This is a genomic window from Micromonospora sp. LHW51205 (assembly GCF_003315815.1).
Taxonomy (GTDB): Bacteria; Actinomycetota; Actinomycetes; order Mycobacteriales; family Micromonosporaceae; genus Micromonospora; species Micromonospora chalcea.
Window position 1 is genome coordinate 1,559,266 of the sequence record NZ_QMEZ01000001.1, and the last position, 15,351, is coordinate 1,574,616.

15 protein-coding genes are annotated in these 15,351 nt (G+C 72.4%); 4 read left to right on the forward strand and 11 right to left on the reverse strand.

The features are described from left to right. Positions 1–153 precede the first annotated feature (153 nt). The 4 genes from DQE82_RS07410 (at position 154) to DQE82_RS07425 (ending at position 6,788) form a co-directional block, all read left to right on the forward strand. Positions 154–1,728, forward strand: coding sequence for an LPXTG cell wall anchor domain-containing protein (locus DQE82_RS07410; protein WP_069088118.1), 1,575 nt, complete (start codon positions 154–156; stop codon positions 1,726–1,728). A 217-nt stretch (positions 1,729–1,945) separates the two neighbouring features. Continuing rightward, the gene (locus DQE82_RS07415) at positions 1,946–3,412 is read left to right on the forward strand and encodes a 3' terminal RNA ribose 2'-O-methyltransferase Hen1 (protein ID WP_113972273.1); all 1,467 of its coding nucleotides are present in this window, start codon (positions 1,946–1,948) and stop codon (positions 3,410–3,412) included. Beyond that, positions 3,409–5,925 carry a polynucleotide kinase-phosphatase gene (locus DQE82_RS07420; protein ID WP_113972274.1) on the forward strand — a complete coding sequence of 839 codons (2,517 nt, stop codon included), beginning with the start codon at positions 3,409–3,411 and terminating at the stop codon, positions 5,923–5,925. Before DQE82_RS07415 ends, DQE82_RS07420 begins: the two co-directional genes overlap by 4 nt. A gap of 23 nt (positions 5,926–5,948) precedes the next feature. After that, entirely contained in the window at positions 5,949–6,788 is an 840-nt protein-coding gene (locus DQE82_RS07425; protein ID WP_104113383.1) for a DedA family protein, read from the forward strand. Positions 6,789–6,961: 173 nt separating this feature from the next. Here DQE82_RS07425 and DQE82_RS07430 read toward each other — a convergent pair whose 3' ends face one another. The 11 genes from DQE82_RS07430 to DQE82_RS07480 form a co-directional block, all read right to left on the reverse strand. Further along, positions 6,962–7,339, reverse strand: a complete 378-nt coding sequence (locus DQE82_RS07430) for a helix-turn-helix transcriptional regulator (RefSeq protein ID WP_007454255.1) — start codon at positions 7,337–7,339, stop codon at positions 6,962–6,964. A 57-nt stretch (positions 7,340–7,396) separates the two neighbouring features. Beyond that, the gene (pyrE, locus tag DQE82_RS07435; RefSeq protein WP_043327566.1) at positions 7,397–7,936 is read right to left on the reverse strand and encodes an orotate phosphoribosyltransferase; all 540 of its coding nucleotides are present in this window, start codon (positions 7,934–7,936) and stop codon (positions 7,397–7,399) included. A gap of 143 nt (positions 7,937–8,079) precedes the next feature. Continuing rightward, positions 8,080–8,889, reverse strand: a complete 810-nt coding sequence (locus DQE82_RS07440; protein ID WP_113972275.1) for an SDR family oxidoreductase — start codon at positions 8,887–8,889, stop codon at positions 8,080–8,082. Continuing rightward, positions 8,886–9,638: a hypothetical protein gene (locus DQE82_RS07445; RefSeq protein ID WP_113972276.1), complete on the reverse strand. Its 753-nt coding sequence runs from the start codon at positions 9,636–9,638 to the stop codon at positions 8,886–8,888. Before DQE82_RS07445 ends, DQE82_RS07440 begins: the two co-directional genes overlap by 4 nt. A 71-nt stretch (positions 9,639–9,709) precedes the next feature. Next, positions 9,710–10,510, reverse strand: coding sequence for a hypothetical protein (locus DQE82_RS07450; protein ID WP_113972277.1), 801 nt, complete (start codon positions 10,508–10,510; stop codon positions 9,710–9,712). A gap of 68 nt (positions 10,511–10,578) precedes the next feature. Then, complete coding sequence (locus DQE82_RS07455; protein WP_199495971.1) at positions 10,579–11,577, reverse strand: hypothetical protein; 999 nt, start codon at positions 11,575–11,577, stop codon at positions 10,579–10,581. A gap of 64 nt (positions 11,578–11,641) precedes the next feature. Next, entirely contained in the window at positions 11,642–13,210 is a 1,569-nt protein-coding gene (locus DQE82_RS07460; protein ID WP_069088112.1) for a polyamine aminopropyltransferase, read from the reverse strand. Then, positions 13,207–13,980 carry a hypothetical protein gene (locus tag DQE82_RS07465; RefSeq protein ID WP_113972279.1) on the reverse strand — a complete coding sequence of 258 codons (774 nt, stop codon included), beginning with the start codon at positions 13,978–13,980 and terminating at the stop codon, positions 13,207–13,209. Before DQE82_RS07465 ends, DQE82_RS07460 begins: the two co-directional genes overlap by 4 nt. Beyond that, positions 13,980–14,402 (reverse strand): DUF350 domain-containing protein, encoded by a 423-nt coding sequence (locus DQE82_RS07470; protein ID WP_043327571.1) that lies wholly within the window; start codon positions 14,400–14,402, stop codon positions 13,980–13,982. The genes DQE82_RS07465 and DQE82_RS07470 overlap by 1 nt, the downstream gene beginning before the upstream one ends. A 31-nt stretch (positions 14,403–14,433) precedes the next feature. Continuing rightward, complete coding sequence (locus DQE82_RS07475; protein ID WP_043327572.1) at positions 14,434–14,859, reverse strand: DUF4247 domain-containing protein; 426 nt, start codon at positions 14,857–14,859, stop codon at positions 14,434–14,436. After that, complete coding sequence (locus tag DQE82_RS07480) at positions 14,856–15,350, reverse strand: DUF2617 family protein (RefSeq protein ID WP_113972280.1); 495 nt, start codon at positions 15,348–15,350, stop codon at positions 14,856–14,858. Before DQE82_RS07480 ends, DQE82_RS07475 begins: the two co-directional genes overlap by 4 nt. Between the last annotated feature and the right edge of the window lies 1 nt (position 15,351).

A 15,351-nucleotide genomic window follows, 5' to 3' on the forward strand; every position in this document is an offset into this window, starting at 1 on the left:
TCCGTTTGAAGGACGGTCCCGGGCGGCTGGAACATTGCGGCGGCGACGATCATCCGTTCGGTCAATATTCATCATCTGGGACAACGCGATCCCTTAAGGAATCTTTAAGCTCCGTGGGCTCCACCTGATCACCCCCACGGGAGGACCCTCCACATGCTCAGCAACTCCAGCCGGCGTCTGCTCGCCGGGTTGGGCGTCGCAGGCGCGTTCGTCGCCGCCTCCGCCACACCCGGCTTCGCGGCTGACCCCAAGGTCAAGCTCGGCGTCTACTTCAGCGACACGACGATCGCCGCCGACTCGGACGGCAAGATCGACTACAGCATCATCCGCAGTTCGACCTCGGTCGTGCTGCACGACCTCACCGTCCGCTACGACCTCACCGGCCTCGCCGGCAAGGTGACCGTCGGCGAGGAGGAGAACACCGGTACGGACTGCACCTCGCCGTCGGCGAACGTGCTCGTGTGCACGACGCCCTGGGAGGTGGAGCTCGACGAGTGGGGTCTGTCCGGCGTCTTCCCGGTGCAGATCAAGCCCACCGGCAAGGCCCAGGACGGCGACACCGGCACGCTCAAGGTGACGCTGTCGGCGAACGGCGTCGACAGCGTCTCGCACGAGGCCAAGGTGCGCGTCGGTGAGGGCGTCGACCTGGCCGCCGGCCCGGAGACCACGGTGTCGGCCGCTCCGGGCAAGGGCTTCACCGCGCCGCTGAAGGTGACGAACGTCGGCGAGACCACCGCCAAGGGCGCCGCCGTCGTCTTCTACAACGACTACGGCATGAACGCCGCCAAGCACTACAGCAACTGCACGTACGTCGGTGACGAGCTGCGCACCTGCCGGTTCGACGAGGAGCTCCCCGGCGGCAGCACGTTCGGCGCGACGCTGCCGTACGCGCTCGGCGCGGACACCATGGCGCCCGGCAACCGGTACGGCGAGATCATCTGGATGACGCCGGACGAGTTCGAGGACTTCGAGAACTACCTCGGCAACTACGACGTGACCATCGGCAAGCCGGGCACCGACGGCAAGCTGACGCTGGCCGAGGCCGCCGGCCGCGCCGCCGCGCGGGGTTTCCAGGCCGACCCGCGGCCGGAGAACAACGCCTCGTACCTGCAGGTGAAGGTCACCGGCAACAACAGCACCGACCTGGAGGCGCTCGGCGCGTCGGTCACCGGCAAGGCGGGCGCGACCGTCAAGGCGACGGTGGGGCTGCGCAACAACGGCCCGGCCACGCTCGACTACAGCCGCTCCGGCAGCTCGGTCACGTACCTGACCTTCGACGTGCCGAAGGGCACCACCACGACCGCCGTGCCGGAGAACTGCTTCCCGGTGAAGGGCGACGAGTGGGGTGAGCCGGGCAAGCCGGGCGCGCGTCACTACCGCTGCTACTTCGACTCGTTCCTGAAGGCCGGGGACACCGTGAAGCTGGAGTTCGGCCTGAAGATCGACAAGGTGATCGCCAACGACACCGGCCTCGTGAAGATCAACGTGCCGTGCGAGTGCGACGGCGGCTTCTACCGTGACCTGAAGCCGGCCAACGACACCGCCAAGGTCGTCGTCAACGCGGCGCCGGGTGGCGGCGACGGTGGCCAGGGCGGCGGTGACGGCGGCACGCTGCCGATCACCGGTTCCTCCACCGGCCTGATCGCCGGCCTCGGCGCGCTGCTGCTCGCCGCCGGCGCGGTCGGCTACGTGCTGACCCGCCGCCGCAAGACCCGCTTCGTAGCCTGACGAGAAGCACAAAGGTGCCCCGCCGACCCAACGGTCGGCGGGGCACCTCCACATAGAAGCAGAACCACCAAGCAGCACAGGTCGACGCGACGGGTACCACGTCAGGTTTCCGGGGGAGCCCGACCCGCGCAGGGATCAAGCCTGACCGCCCGGAGCGGGTCGGGCTCCCCCGGAAACCCCCACGACAGAAGACACAAACCCAAGAGATCATCGACAAGTGCTACTGACCCTGACCACGACCCACCGCCCCGCGACCGACCTCGGCCACCTCCTGGTGAAGCATCCGGACCGCGTGCAGACCTTCGATCTGCCCGCCGGCGCCGCGCATGTGTTCTACCCGGAGGCGGACGAGGCGCGCTGCACGGCGGCGCTGCTGGTCGAGGTCGATCCACTCAAGCTGGGCGGGGGCCGGAAGAACCGCGCGCCGGAGGGCTTCGCGCTCGGGCAGTACGTCAACGACCGCCCGTACGCGGCCTCCAGCCTGCTCTCGTCGGCGCTGTCGAAGGTGTTCCGCTCCGCGCTGCGGGGCGAGTCGCGTGACCGTCCCGAACTGGCCGCGACCGCGATCCCGCTGACCGTACGGGTGCCGGTGCTGCGCTGCCGGGGCGGCGCGGAGCTGGCGGTACGGATCTTCGCCCCGCTGGGCTGGACCGTGACGGCCACCCCGATCCCGCTCGACGAGACGTACCCGGAGTGGGGTGACAGCCGCTACGTCGACCTGACGCTGACCGGCACGCTGCGGCTCGCGGACGCGCTCAACCACCTGTACGTGCTGCTGCCGGTGCTCGACGACGCGAAGCACTACTGGGTGGCGCCGGACGAGGTGGACAAGCTGCTGCGCGCGGGCGCCGGCTGGCTGGCCGGTCATCTGGAGCGGGCCCTGATCACGCGGCGCTACCTGGCGCACCGCCGGGCGCTCGCGGGCGTGGCGATGGCCCGCCTGACCGAGCTGCGCCTGGCCGACGAGCCGCCCGCCGACGACAGCATCGACCCCGCGCCCGGAGAAGCGCCGGTGGTGGAGGACGTCCGCCGCGCCTCGCTGGCGGTACGGCGGCGCGAGGCGGTGCTCGCCGCGCTGCGGGACAGCGGTGCGAGCCGGGTGCTGGATCTGGGCTGCGGTGGCGGCGCGCTGCTGACCGCGCTCGTCGCCGACCGGCGCTTCACCGAGGTGGTGGGCGTCGACGTGTCCGACCGGTCGCTCGGCCTGGCGGCCCGGCGGCTGCGCCTGGACCGGCTGCCGGAGCGGCAGCGGGACCGGATCCGGCTGTGGCAGTCGGCGCTGACCTACCGCGACGACCGGCTCCGGGGGTACGACGCGGCGGTGCTGATGGAGGTCGTGGAGCACCTCGATCCGCCGCGCCTGCCCGCGCTGGAGGACGCGGTGTTCGGTCACGCCCGGCCGGGCACGGTGGTGGTGACCACCCCGAACGTCGAGTACAACGTCCGCTACGAGGGGCTCGGGCCGGGCCGGTTCCGGCACGCGGACCACCGGTTCGAGTGGACCCGGGCCGAGTTCGCGGCCTGGGTGGATCAGGTGGCGGCGGCGCACGGCTACACGGCTGTCGTCGGCGGTGTCGGCGACGACGACCCGGAGGTGGGCGCGCCGACCCAGATGGCGGTGCTCACCCGCGCCGACCGCAACGAGAACACCAGCGACGACCGGAAGGAGGCGACGAACCGATGACCGTCCTGGACATCCCCGAGCTGGCACTGGTGGCGCTCGTCGGCGTCTCCGGCTCCGGCAAGTCCACGTTCGCACGGCGGCACTTCGCGCCCAGCCAGGTGCTCTCCTCGGACACGTTCCGCGGCCTGGTCGCCGACGACGAGAACGACCAGTCCGCGTCCGCCGACGCGTTCGACGCGCTGCACCACGTCGCCGCCATCCGGCTGCGGCGCGGCCTGCTGACAGTGGTCGACGCGACGAACCTCCAGCCGCACGCCCGCGCCGGGCTGATCCGGGTCGCCCGGGAGCACGACGTGCTGCCGGTGGCGATCGTGCTGGACGTGCCGGAGGCGGTGGCCTGGGAGCGTACCGAGGCGCGCGCCGACCGCACGCACGGCCGGCAGGTGCTCAACCGGATGCGCCGCGACCTGCGGCAGTCGTACGGGCGGCTGGCCCGCGAGGGCTTCCGCAAGGTGCACGTGCTGCGCGGCGTGGAGGAGATCGACGCCGCGGAGATCCGCTACGAGAAGCTGTTCAACGACCGGCGCGAGCTGACCGGCCCGTTCGACGTGATCGGGGACGTGCACGGCTGCCGTACCGAGCTGGAGGCGCTGCTGTCCCGGCTCGGCTACGTGCTGCGACGCGACGACGCGGGCCGGCCGGTGGACGCGGAGCACCCGTCGGGGCGTACCGCGGTGTTCGTCGGTGACCTGGTGGACCGCGGCCCGGACTCGCCCGGCGTGCTCCGCCTGGTGATGGGCATGGTGGCGGCCGGCCACGCGATCTGCGTGCCGGGCAACCACGAGCAGAAGCTGCAGCGCAAGCTGCGCGGCCGGGACGTCCGGCTGACCCACGGTCTGGCCGAGACGATGGAGCAGCTCGCTGCGGAGCCGCCGGAGTTCGTCGCCGAGGTGGAGACGTTCATCGACGGCCTGGTGAGCCACTTCGTGCTCGACGGCGGCCGGCTGGTGGTGGCGCACGCCGGGCTGAAGGAGGCGTACCACGGGCGGGCGTCCGGCCGGGTGCGGTCGTTCGCGCTCTACGGCGAGACCACCGGCGAGACCGACGAGTACGGCCTGCCGGTGCGCTACCCGTGGGCGCGCGACTACCGGGGCTCGGCGATGGTCGTGTACGGGCACACGCCGACGCCCGAGCCGGAGTGGGTGAACAACACCATCTGCCTGGACACCGGTTGCGTGTTCGGCGGGCAGCTCACCGCGCTGCGCTACCCGGAGAAGGAGCTGGTCGCCGTACCGGCGGTGAAGGAGTGGTACGCCCCGGCCCGGCCGCTGGTCCCGGTCGCGCCCGTGCGGCCGGACACCGTGCTGGACCTGGCCGACGTGACCGGGCGACGCCACGTCACCCACGCGTACGGGTCGCTCACAGTGCCGGCCGAGAACGCCGCCGCCGCGCTGGAGGTGATGAGCCGCTTCGCTGTCGACCCGGGCCGGCTGGTGTGGCTGCCGCCGACCATGGCGCCCTGCTCCACGTCGGCTGTCGAGGGGTTCCTGGAGCACCCGGCCGAGGCGTTCGCCGACTACCGGGCGGCCGGTGTCGACCGGGTGGTCTGCGAGGAGAAGCACATGGGCTCGCGGGCGGTGGTGCTCGTGGAGCGGGAGCCGGGCCGGTTCGGCGGTGGGGTGGTGCACACCCGTACCGGTAGGCCGTTCTTCGGCCCGCCGCTCGACGGCGAGCTGCTGGCCCGCGTGCGCGCCGCGGTCACCACCGCCGGTCTCTGGGCCGAGCTGGGCACCGACTGGCTGCTGCTCGACGCCGAGCTGCTGCCCTGGTCGGCGAAGGCGAGCGGGCTGATCCGCGAGCAGTACGCCGGGGTGGGCGCGGCCGGGCGGGCGGCGCTGCCGCCGGTGCTCGCCGCGCTGGACTCGGCCGCCGCGCGCGGGCTGCCGGTGGACGGGCTGCGTGACCGGATGGCCGAGCGGGCCGCCGAGGTGACCGCCTACTCGGCGGCCTACCGGGCGTACGTCCGGCCGACCGACGGGTTGCGCGGGGTGACGCTGGCGCCGTTCGCGGTGCTGGCCGGGGCCGGGGTGAGCTACGCCGACCGCGACCACGGCTGGCACCTGGCGCTGGCCGACCGGCTCTGCGCCGCCGACCCGGAGTTCTTCACCCCGACCCGGCGGCGGGTGGTGGACCTGTCCGACGAGTCGGCGGTGGCGGACGCGACGCAGTGGTGGCTGGCGCTCACCGCGGCCGGCGGCGAGGGCATGGTGGTCAAGCCGTACGCGGGCCTGGCCGCCCGTGGTCCGAAGGGCCCGCTGCTGCAGCCGGGGATCAAGTGCCGGGGCCGCGAGTACCTGCGGATCATCTACGGTCCCGGTTACACGGACGCACGTCAGCTCGCCGCGTTGCGCCGGCGCTCGCTGGGTCGCAAGCGCGGGCTCGCGCTGCGCGAGCACGGCCTGGGCCTGGCCGCGCTGGACGCGCTGTCCGAGGACGCGCCGCTCTGGCGCCGCCACGAGCTGGTGTTCGCGATCCTCGCCTGCGAGTCCGAGCCCGTCGATCCCCGCCTCTGACGAGGACGCCCGGTCCGGCCGAAATGCCGGACCGGGCCGGGGTACCCTGTGTGGCCGTGGACACAGCAGAGAAGACACGGATGTTCTCCGAGAGCGTGGCGCTGAACCCGCTCGATCCGAAGGACCTCATCCACACCTTCGGCATGATCGGCGTCTGGGTCATCCTCTTCGCCGAGACCGGGCTGCTGGTCGGCTTCTTCTTCCCGGGCGACTCGCTGCTGTTCCTCGCCGGGGTGGCCGCCTCCCCGGTGGCCGACGCCATCTTCGGCGACGGCACCCGCCTGTCCCTGGCCGGGCTGATGATCGGCGGGCCGCTCTGCGCCATCGTCGGCGCGCAGCTCGGGCACTGGCTCGGCGCCCGGTACGGCCGCCGCATGTTCGACAAGCCCAACTCCCGCCTGTTCAAGCGGGAGTACGTGGAGAAGGCCGAGTACTACTTCCAGAAGTTCGGGCCGGCGAAGGCGGTGGTGCTGGCCCGGTTCATCCCGATCGTGCGGACGTTCCTCAACCCGGTGGCCGGCGTGCTCGGCATGTCGGCCCGCCAGTTCTTCGTGTGGAACGTGGTGGGCGCGGTCCTCTGGGTCGACGGCATCCTGCTGATCGGCTACCTGCTGGCCCGGCAGATCTACGACGCCATCGGCGACAAGATCGACAGGTACATCCTGCCGGTGGTCGCGCTGATCATCGTGATCTCGGTGCTGCCGATCTTCTTCGAGTTCCTGCGGGACCGGCGTGCGCGCAAGCGCGGCGAGGCGGTCGCGGTGATCACCGCGGCGACCGTGGCCGGCACCGTGGAGGCGGCTCGCGAGGGCATCGAGGAGCACCGGCCGGGCCACGGAGACGGCGGGCAGCACCGCCGCTGAGCACGGTTCAGACACCGAAGGCCGGCCCTCGGGCGAGGACCGGCCTTCGGCATGACTGATCGAACCGGGTCACACGAACGGCCGCAGCCGTCATCGTGCGCTGATGGCGCCACCCCTCGCACGCCACCGGGCACCCGGCCGGGACGACCCTCTACGGGCCGGCCCGAAAGGTTTCAGCGAGCCTTCTTGGTGGCCCGCTTCCGCGGCGGGGTGAGCAGATCCGCGATCGTGGCGATCGCGGACGGCACCAGCCGGTAGTACGCCCAGACCCCGCGCTTCTCCCGCTCCAGCAAGCCGGCCTCGGTGAGGATTCGCAGGTGGTGGCTGACCGTCGGCTGCGAGAGGCCGAGCGGCGCGGTGAGGTCACACACGCACGCCTCCCCCTCGGGAGCCGACTGGATCAGGCTGAGCAGCCGCAGCCGTGCGGGGTCCGCGAGGGCCTTGAGGACCCCCGCAAGCCGCTCGGCGTCGGCGCGTTCGATCGGCTCGCCGGCAAGCGGCGAGATCTGAGGCATGGTCATTTCAGCCAACGCAGTTCCCACGTATTCCATCCTTCCACCAGCAGCATCGATCCGCCTGCATATCAGCAGATCCGAATCGGCAGACTTTTACGCCACAAGGCCGAGGTCAGCCAACGTATAGGCCGCCCGATAGGGCAATCCGGCGGCTCGCACCGCGTCGCCGGCGCCTCGATCAACAATAACCGCCACACCCACCACTTCGGCCCCCGCCTCGCGTAATGCCTCGACCGCCGTCAAAACACTTCCGCCAGTGGTGGAGGTGTCCTCAACCGCCAGGACCCGGCGACCGGCCACGTCCGGACCTTCGATCCGGCGCTGGAGGCCGTGCGCCTTGCCCTCCTTACGGACCACGAACGCGTCCACCGCGCCGTCGGTGCCGGCCGAGGCGTGCAACATGGCGGCGGCCACCGGATCGGCGCCCAGGGTCAGCCCACCAACCGCGTCGTACGCCCAGTCGGCGGTCAGATCGAGCATGACCCGACCGATCAACGGAGCCGCTTCGTGATGGAGCGTGACCCGGCGCAGATCCACGTACCAGTCCGCCTCGCGGCCCGACGAGAGCACCACCCGGCCGTGGACCACAGCCAGGTCACTGATGAATTTGCGCAGGTCGTCGCGGTCGCCCATGGCCCAAGAGAGTACTTCGCAAGTCTGAGAGCCGTGCTCGGGGTCCGCCCTGGTCAACCCAGTGGGCGACCGATGGGTGGCGATGAGCGGCTACGCTGCGCGACCGTCCATCGAGGTCGGCCGCCGACCGGCCCCGCCGCCGCTCAGCCGCGTCGCCGGTCGACCGCGCCCCGGGTGTCCCGGCGGAAGCCCCGCAGCAGGCGCTTCGGGGCGTACCGCAGCCCGGCGACCGCCACCTTGTACTTCCAGTCCGGGACACTCACGAACTTGCCTTTATGCAGGTCACGGAGCCCTTCGGCGACCACATCGTCGGCACGCAGCCAGGCCCAGGCGGGCAGGCGCGACATGTCGATGCCGACCCGCTCGTGGATGCCGGTGCGGGTGTAGCCGGGGCAGAGCGCCATCACCCGTACGCCGAGCGGCGCGACGGACTGGCCGATCGACTCGCTGAAATTCGTCACCCACGCCTTGCTGGCCGAGTACGTGGATCCCGGCATGGGGACACCGAAGCCCGCAACGGAAGAGACATTTATCACTGCCCCTTGCCCTCGTTCGATCATCGGGCCGAGCGCGGCGTGGGTCAGACGCAGCACCGCGAGCACGTTGAGCCGTACCAGCCGCGCCTCGTCGGCCACCGGCGACCGGACGAACGAGGTGTTCAAGCTGATCCCCGCGTTGTTCACCAGCAGGTCGACCGGTGGGCCGTCGGCAAGCCGGCGCTCGACCGCCGCACAACCGTCCTCGGTGGACAGATCGGCCGCGATCGTCTCCGCGTCGCCGCCGTGCCGGCCGGTCAGCTCGGTCGCGAGCGCGTCGAGCCGGGTGGCGTCCCGGGCCACCAGGACGAGGTCCCAGCCGCCGGCGGCGAGCCGCCGGGCGAACGCCTCGCCGATGCCGAGGCTGGCGCCGGTGACCAGGGCACGGCGCCGGGAGGGGTGGGTGTCACCGGTCATGGGCGGTCCTCGGGAGGCGGCGGTGCGGCCCACGGCGACGCGGGCGGGGCGGACGAGGGCGGGGCGGACGAGGGCGGGGCGGACGGCTGGTGCAGGCCGGGCGGCGGTCCCCAGGGCGTCGGCCCGGAGACGGGCGCGCCGGACACGGTGGCGCCGTACCCGGACGGCCGCGCCGGTCCGGTGCCGCTGCGCAGGAACGCGCCGGCCGACGGCAACGTGAGCAGCGCGGCGACCACCAGATAGCCGAGGATCTGCGCCACCGACACCACCGCGTTCACCGGGATCCACCACCCCGGGTAGGCGTCCCCGACCAGCCAGAGCAGGTCGGCGGTGATCCGGTCCTCGGGGCCGAGTTGCAACGGGGCGGCCCGCTGGCCGACCAGCAACGCCAGCCCGCAACAGCCGCAGAGCAGGCCGGTGCCGGCGACGACCCAGGTTCCCACGCGGGCCCCGGACCGGCCGGCGAGCAGGCCGAGCGCCAGCCCGACCAGCAGCAGCGCGGCCAGCACGCCGAGCACGGCGGCGAGGTAGGTCGAGGCGCGCAGCAGCCCGGCCACCTGGTCGATGTCGCCGCCGCTCGCGCCGGTCTCGTCCGCCGCGGCGGCCCGGAACCGGTCCACCGTGCCGCCGGTGACGGCGAGGTTCGCCACCGCGTACGCCACGGCGCCGACCGCCATCGCCAGCAGCACCGCCACCGCGGCGAGGACGGCGCCCGGCCGGCGGGGGGCGGCCCGATCGGGGTACGACACGACTGATCCCTCCGGTAGGCGTCGGATGCAACCTACTCGGAGGGATCGTCGGCGTCGCCTCAATCCGGACGTCAACTTCCGGGTGGCGGCTCCGGGTCGCGGCGCTCGCCCGGCTGACCGGCCGGCCCGGCCGGCGGCTGACCGGCCGCCGGCGGCGGACCGCCCGGCGTGGACGGCGGCGGGGTGCCGGGAGCCGGCGGGTACGCCGGGTCGCCGGTCGGGCCCGGGTACGACGGGTACGACGGGTACGACGGGTCACCCGCGTGCCCCGGGGCCGCCGGGTACGCGCCGCCCGGTACCGGCGGCTCCCAGCCGGCCTTGGGCTTGCGGAAGAACTCGTTCGCCTTCGGCAGCGCCAGCAGGATCAGCGCGGCCAGCAGGGCGAGCAGCGCCACCAGGCCCAGCAGCAGGTTGACCGGGGTGTACCAGGACGGCAGAGCGTCGTCGAGCCGGCGCTGGATCTCGTCCGGGCTGGGCATGTCACCCGTGGCGGTGCCGCCGGTCATGCCACCGGTGAGGCCGGTGAGCAGCCCGCCGCCGGTGCAGCAGAGCAGGATGCCGCCCAGCACCCAGGTGGTGATCCGGGAGGCGTTCTTGCCCCTGTTGTTCAGCAGCGCGAGCACGACGAGCCCGGCCGCGATCAGCAGCGACACGATCGCCGTGACGATGCTGAACACGTACGCGATGTCGGCGGCCCCCTCGGCCGAGGAGCCCGCGTACGCGTCGGTGAGGACGTCGCGGACGGTGCCCGCGACGGTCAGCGCCACGATCAGGTTCACCACCTGGATCGCGGCGACGAGAATGAGCAGCCAGCTGGAAAGCGTCACCACACTGGGACGCGCGCGGGGCGCGGTGCCCGGAGCATCGGCCATGATTCTCCCTTTCCTGGATCAGGTGACCACCGTAGCGATCTCGCACCAGGTCAGCATGTCGGAACGGCTCACCGGTCCGCGGCGCGGCGCAGCCGGCGGTGCTCGGCGGTGACCACACCGAGCAGCGCCAGGTCGAGCGCGACCGCGGAGACCGCGCCGAACTGGTTGACGGTGAAGTTGAAGACCTGCCCGAACAGCAGGTCGACCAGGAGCGCCAGCTTGAACAGCCGGAACGCCTCGGCCCGGTCGCGGCGCAGCAGCCAGGCGGCGCACAGGCCGAGCACGGCCGTGATCAGCGCGCTGGCGCTGACACCGAGGATCGCACCCCACTCCCGTTCCTCGCCCAGGTGCCCGGTCACGCCGTCGAGGAACACGGCCAGCACGGTGAGCACCGGCTCCACCACCAGATAGACCACCACCGGCCAGATGAGCCAGCGGCGTCCGGCCGCCCAGACGGCGAGACGCCGGGCCCGGTCCGCCGCTCGCTGCCAGAACCGCACCGGCGGCGGCTCCCGGCGGGGTACGGCGTCCAGCAGTTGCGCCACCGCCGTCTCGGTGGCCGGTCCGGTGCCCTGCACGAGACGCAGCACGGCGATCCGACGCCTGTCGGTCAATCCGCCGGGCAGGCCGCTGAGCACCACGTCCAGCGCGTTGGCGGTGCGTTCGGCGGGGGTGAGCCGGGAGCGGCCGGTGCGCCCGCGTACCGCCTGGGTGAGCAGGACCAGCAGCGCGAACGCGACGTAGATGATGGCGGCGGCGGGGGCGTAGAAGTAGTCGGTGCCGGTGGTGACGAACTTGCCCACCTCGTCGATGAACAGGCCGAACCCGATGCCGCCGATCACCGCTCCGCCGCTGCGGGCGCCACCGCCGAGAAAGACCAGCGGGATGCCCAGACCCACGGCGAGCAGCAGGCCGCCCCAGAGCACGTGCGCGATGTGCAGCCCGCCGCCGCCGAGCTGTGGATAGTCGGCGGCCTTCAGGTACGCGCGTACGGCCAGCACGGTGACCACGCCGGAGAGCACGAACGCCTGGAGGTAGGACGCAGCCTGGATCGCCCGGGTCGGCAGCCGGCGGACCAGCCAGCCGATCCCCGGCCGGTAGCGCGGCGATTCGGGTGGCATGCCCCGAAACCTAGTAGCCGCGCCACTCCTCGCGGGCGTAGTCCAGCACCCTCGGTCGCAACAACGTGTTGGCCGGCATGTCCAGCCGGGCCCGGTCGGCGGGGAACGTGGCGGCGGCGGCCACCACCTCCGGGGTGAGGAAACGCAGCGGCGGCCGGTCGTCCGGCAGCGCCAGTTCCGGCGCCACGTCACCCGGCGCGGCGAGCACGAATCCCCAGTCGCCGAAGCTCGGCACGTCGACATGGTACGGCACGGTGGCGAAGCCGGCCTCGCGGATCGACCGCTCGATCGACCAGTACGACCGGGGGGCGAAGTAGGGCGACCCGGACTGCACGACGAGCCGCCCGCCGGGGGCCAGCACCGGCCGGATCAGCGTGTAGAACTCGATCGTGTAGAGCTTCGCGGTGGCCGTCTCGTCCGGGTCGGGCAGGTCGGCGATCACCACGTCGAAGCGGTCCGTGGCGGTACGCAGCCAGGCGAACGCGTCAAGGTTGAGCACCCGTACCCGGGGGTCGGTGAGCGAGCCGCCGTTCAGCTCGCGCAGTTGCGGCTCGCGGCGGGCCAGCTCGACCACTGCCGGGTCGAGGTCGACGAGCGTCACCGAACGCACGTCCGGGTACTTGAGGATCTCCCGCGCGGCCAGCCCGTCCCCGGCGCCGAGCACCAGCACGTCGCCGTGCGCCCCGCGCATCGCCGGGTGCACGAGCGCCTCGTGGTAGCGGTACTCGTCGATCGAGCTGAACTGCAGGTCGCCGTTGAGGAACAGCCGCAGGTCGGTGTCGGAGCGGCCGGGCTCGGGCACCGAGCGGGTCAGCACGATCTCCTGGTAGCGGCTGCGCTCGGCGTGCACCACCGGGTCGCGGTAGAGCTGCTGGCGGGTGGTCACCTCGAAGTCGTGGGCGGTCACCCAGGCGTACCCGAGGAGCAGGCCGACCACGGCGGTGGCCACGCCCAGCGCGGCCCGCGCCCGGCGGCTGAGGTCGGCGCGGAACACGGTGAAGACGAGCGCGACCCCGGCGACCGCGTTCACCGCGCCCACCACGAGCGCGCCCTTGAGCTGGCCGAAGACCGGGATCAGCAGGAACGGGAAGGCCAGCCCGCCGAGCAGCGCGCCCACGTAGTCGGCGGCGAACAGGTCGGCCACCGCGCTGCCCGCGGACTGCTCCCGGATGCGTTGCAGCATCACCATGAGCAGCGGGATCTCCGCGCCGATCAGCAGGCCGAGCACGAACGCGGTGCCGACGAGCGCCGGGCCGTACAGGTCGAGCCAGGCGAACGCGGCGTAGAGGCCGAGCACGGACAGGCCGCCGAGCAGCGCCAGCGTCAGCTCGATCACCGCGAACGAGACCACCGCCCGGGACTGCAACGGCTTCGCCACCAGCGCGCCGACGCCCATCGCGAAGACCATCACGCCGAGCACGATCGACGCCTGACCGACCGTGTCGCCGATCAGGTAGCTGCCGAGCGCGACCAGCGCCAGCTCGTACACCAGGCCGCAGGCCGCGCAGACGAAGACCGCGAGCAGGACCGCCGCGCGGGCCAGGCGCCACCGCGGCCGTGCGGCCACGTCGGCGGTCACCGTCTGCTCCGGGTACGTCCGGCGGCTCCCGCCCCGGCGCGCTGCGCGGGCACCCGTCCCCGGTGGCTGCGGCGCTGCCGCACGCCCACGGCGATGAGCAGCGCGGCGAGCAGGAACAGTCCGACCGAGCTGAGGAGGTAGATCCAGCGGTCCCGCCAGAAGTCGTTGCCGGCGTCCGGCAGCGGCGCGGCAGCGGTGGACGGCGCGGCGGTGGGCGGCGTGGCCGGTCCGGCCAGCCCGCGTTCGGCGGCGAGCAGCGGCAGGATCGTGGCGGCCCGGGTGACGGCCCAGCCCGGGTCGTCGAGGAACGCGTCCTCGTCCAGCCCGAAGCGACCCAGCCGGGTCTCGATCGCGGCGAGGTCGGCGAACTCGATGTCGTCCGACCCCTTGATCCGGATCGTGGCGGAGTCCTCCGACTCGCTGCTGGACGAGGTGTACCTGACGTTCGCGGAGACCGCGATCCAGCGCGCGCAGCCGGGCGCGTCGACGACTGTGGTGCCGTCGCCGAGGTTGGAGCCGACGCTCACCTCGTCGTACACGTCGAGCAGTTCCCAGCCGTAGCAGATGCCTTGGCTGTCGGCGGCGGCCCGGAGGATCGGCACGGTGCCGGAGCGTTCATCGGCGGCCGGCGCGGGGACGGAGGTGTCCGAGTCGCCGCTGAACGCGCCGACGGCGCAGACGACGACCACGACCCCCACGACCACGGACCAGATCACCGTCTGGCTGCGTTTGTCCTTCCCCGCCGAATGCTGTGCGGGCTTTCCGCTCATCAGATGATTGCGGCTGCGATGATCGCGCCGGTGGCGAGGTGCACGGTGGCCGAGACCCACACCGCCGGGTGCGGCTCCGGGTCGACCAGCAGCTCACCGAGCTTGCCCGGAGTGGCGGCGTCGAGCAGCATGAACGCCACCGCCATGATCACCAGGCCGAGGATGCCGTACGCGCCCGCGCCGATCAGCCCCAGCCGGAAGTCGTTGTCGCTGGCCACGATCGCGGCCACCACGATGGTGCCCACCCCGACCAGGTTCGACGAGAGCAACAGCGCCGCGTTGCGGTTGCGCTCGACCCAGATCAGCTCGTGAAGCTTGCCCGGGGTGGCCACGTCGACCAGGACGTAACCGATGGCCATCAGTACGACGCCGACCACGCCGTACGCGAGGGTGACCAGCAGATCGGTGACGAGATGCTGCACAGAAGACTCCAGGGTGAGGGGGCGAAGGGGGCTACTTACCGGAACCGGGGCCGCCGCCCCGGACCGTGCTGCCTCGGCCCCAGCCCCAGCTGTTGCCGACGACGGTGTGGTAGCGGGGGTAGGCGGTGGTCATCTTCTCCAGCAGGATCACCGAGCCGACGGCGAGCGGGAGGATCACCACCGAGTCGTCGTCGTAGCGCAGGTAGACCCCGCTGCCGTCGACGTACTGGTCGGCCGGCTTCCAGGCGTCGGTGATCTGCTTGGACACCTCGCTCGGCGTCTTCCGGGAGGTGTACGCGATCGCGTTCGAGCCGATGTCCCGCCCGGAGGCGCGGGAGAAGTTGTCCTCCACGTAGCCCCGGGGCGAGAAGTTGCCGTAGAAGATCGTGAAGGTGGCGATGAGCGCGCCGATGACGGCGACCGCCACGCCCACCACGAACCACCGTCGGTACGTCACAGCTCCTCCACCACGGTCTCGGTCAGGACCAGCTCGTTCGTCTGGGGGTAGACGTGCCAGGTACGCCAGGCGAGCACGCCGTCCGGCGGCCGGGGCCGGACGGAGAGCGCGGTGACCGCGTCCTCGTCGCCGGGGAAGACCCCGATCAGCGCGTACGGGTCCTCGGCCAGCTCGGCGCGCAGCGCCGCGACCCGGGTACGCAGGCCGTCGCCGTCCGGCCGCAGCACGGTGGCCATGAACCGGTAGCCGGTCGTCTCGTCGTGCAGCGCGTCCGGCAGGTGCGGCGGGCGGCCGGGCAGGCAGGCGACCGTCTCGGTGAGCCCGCCGAGCACCACCTGGTGGGAGGCGCCGAGCAGGCGCAGCCGCAGCCGGGGCAGCCCGGGCAGGTCGATGTCGCGTACGGCGAGCGCCGGCAGCTCCGGGCCGCCCAGGGCCAGGCTCAGATCGGCGGCGCTGGTGTCGACGTACGGCGTGTCCAGGCAGACGAACACG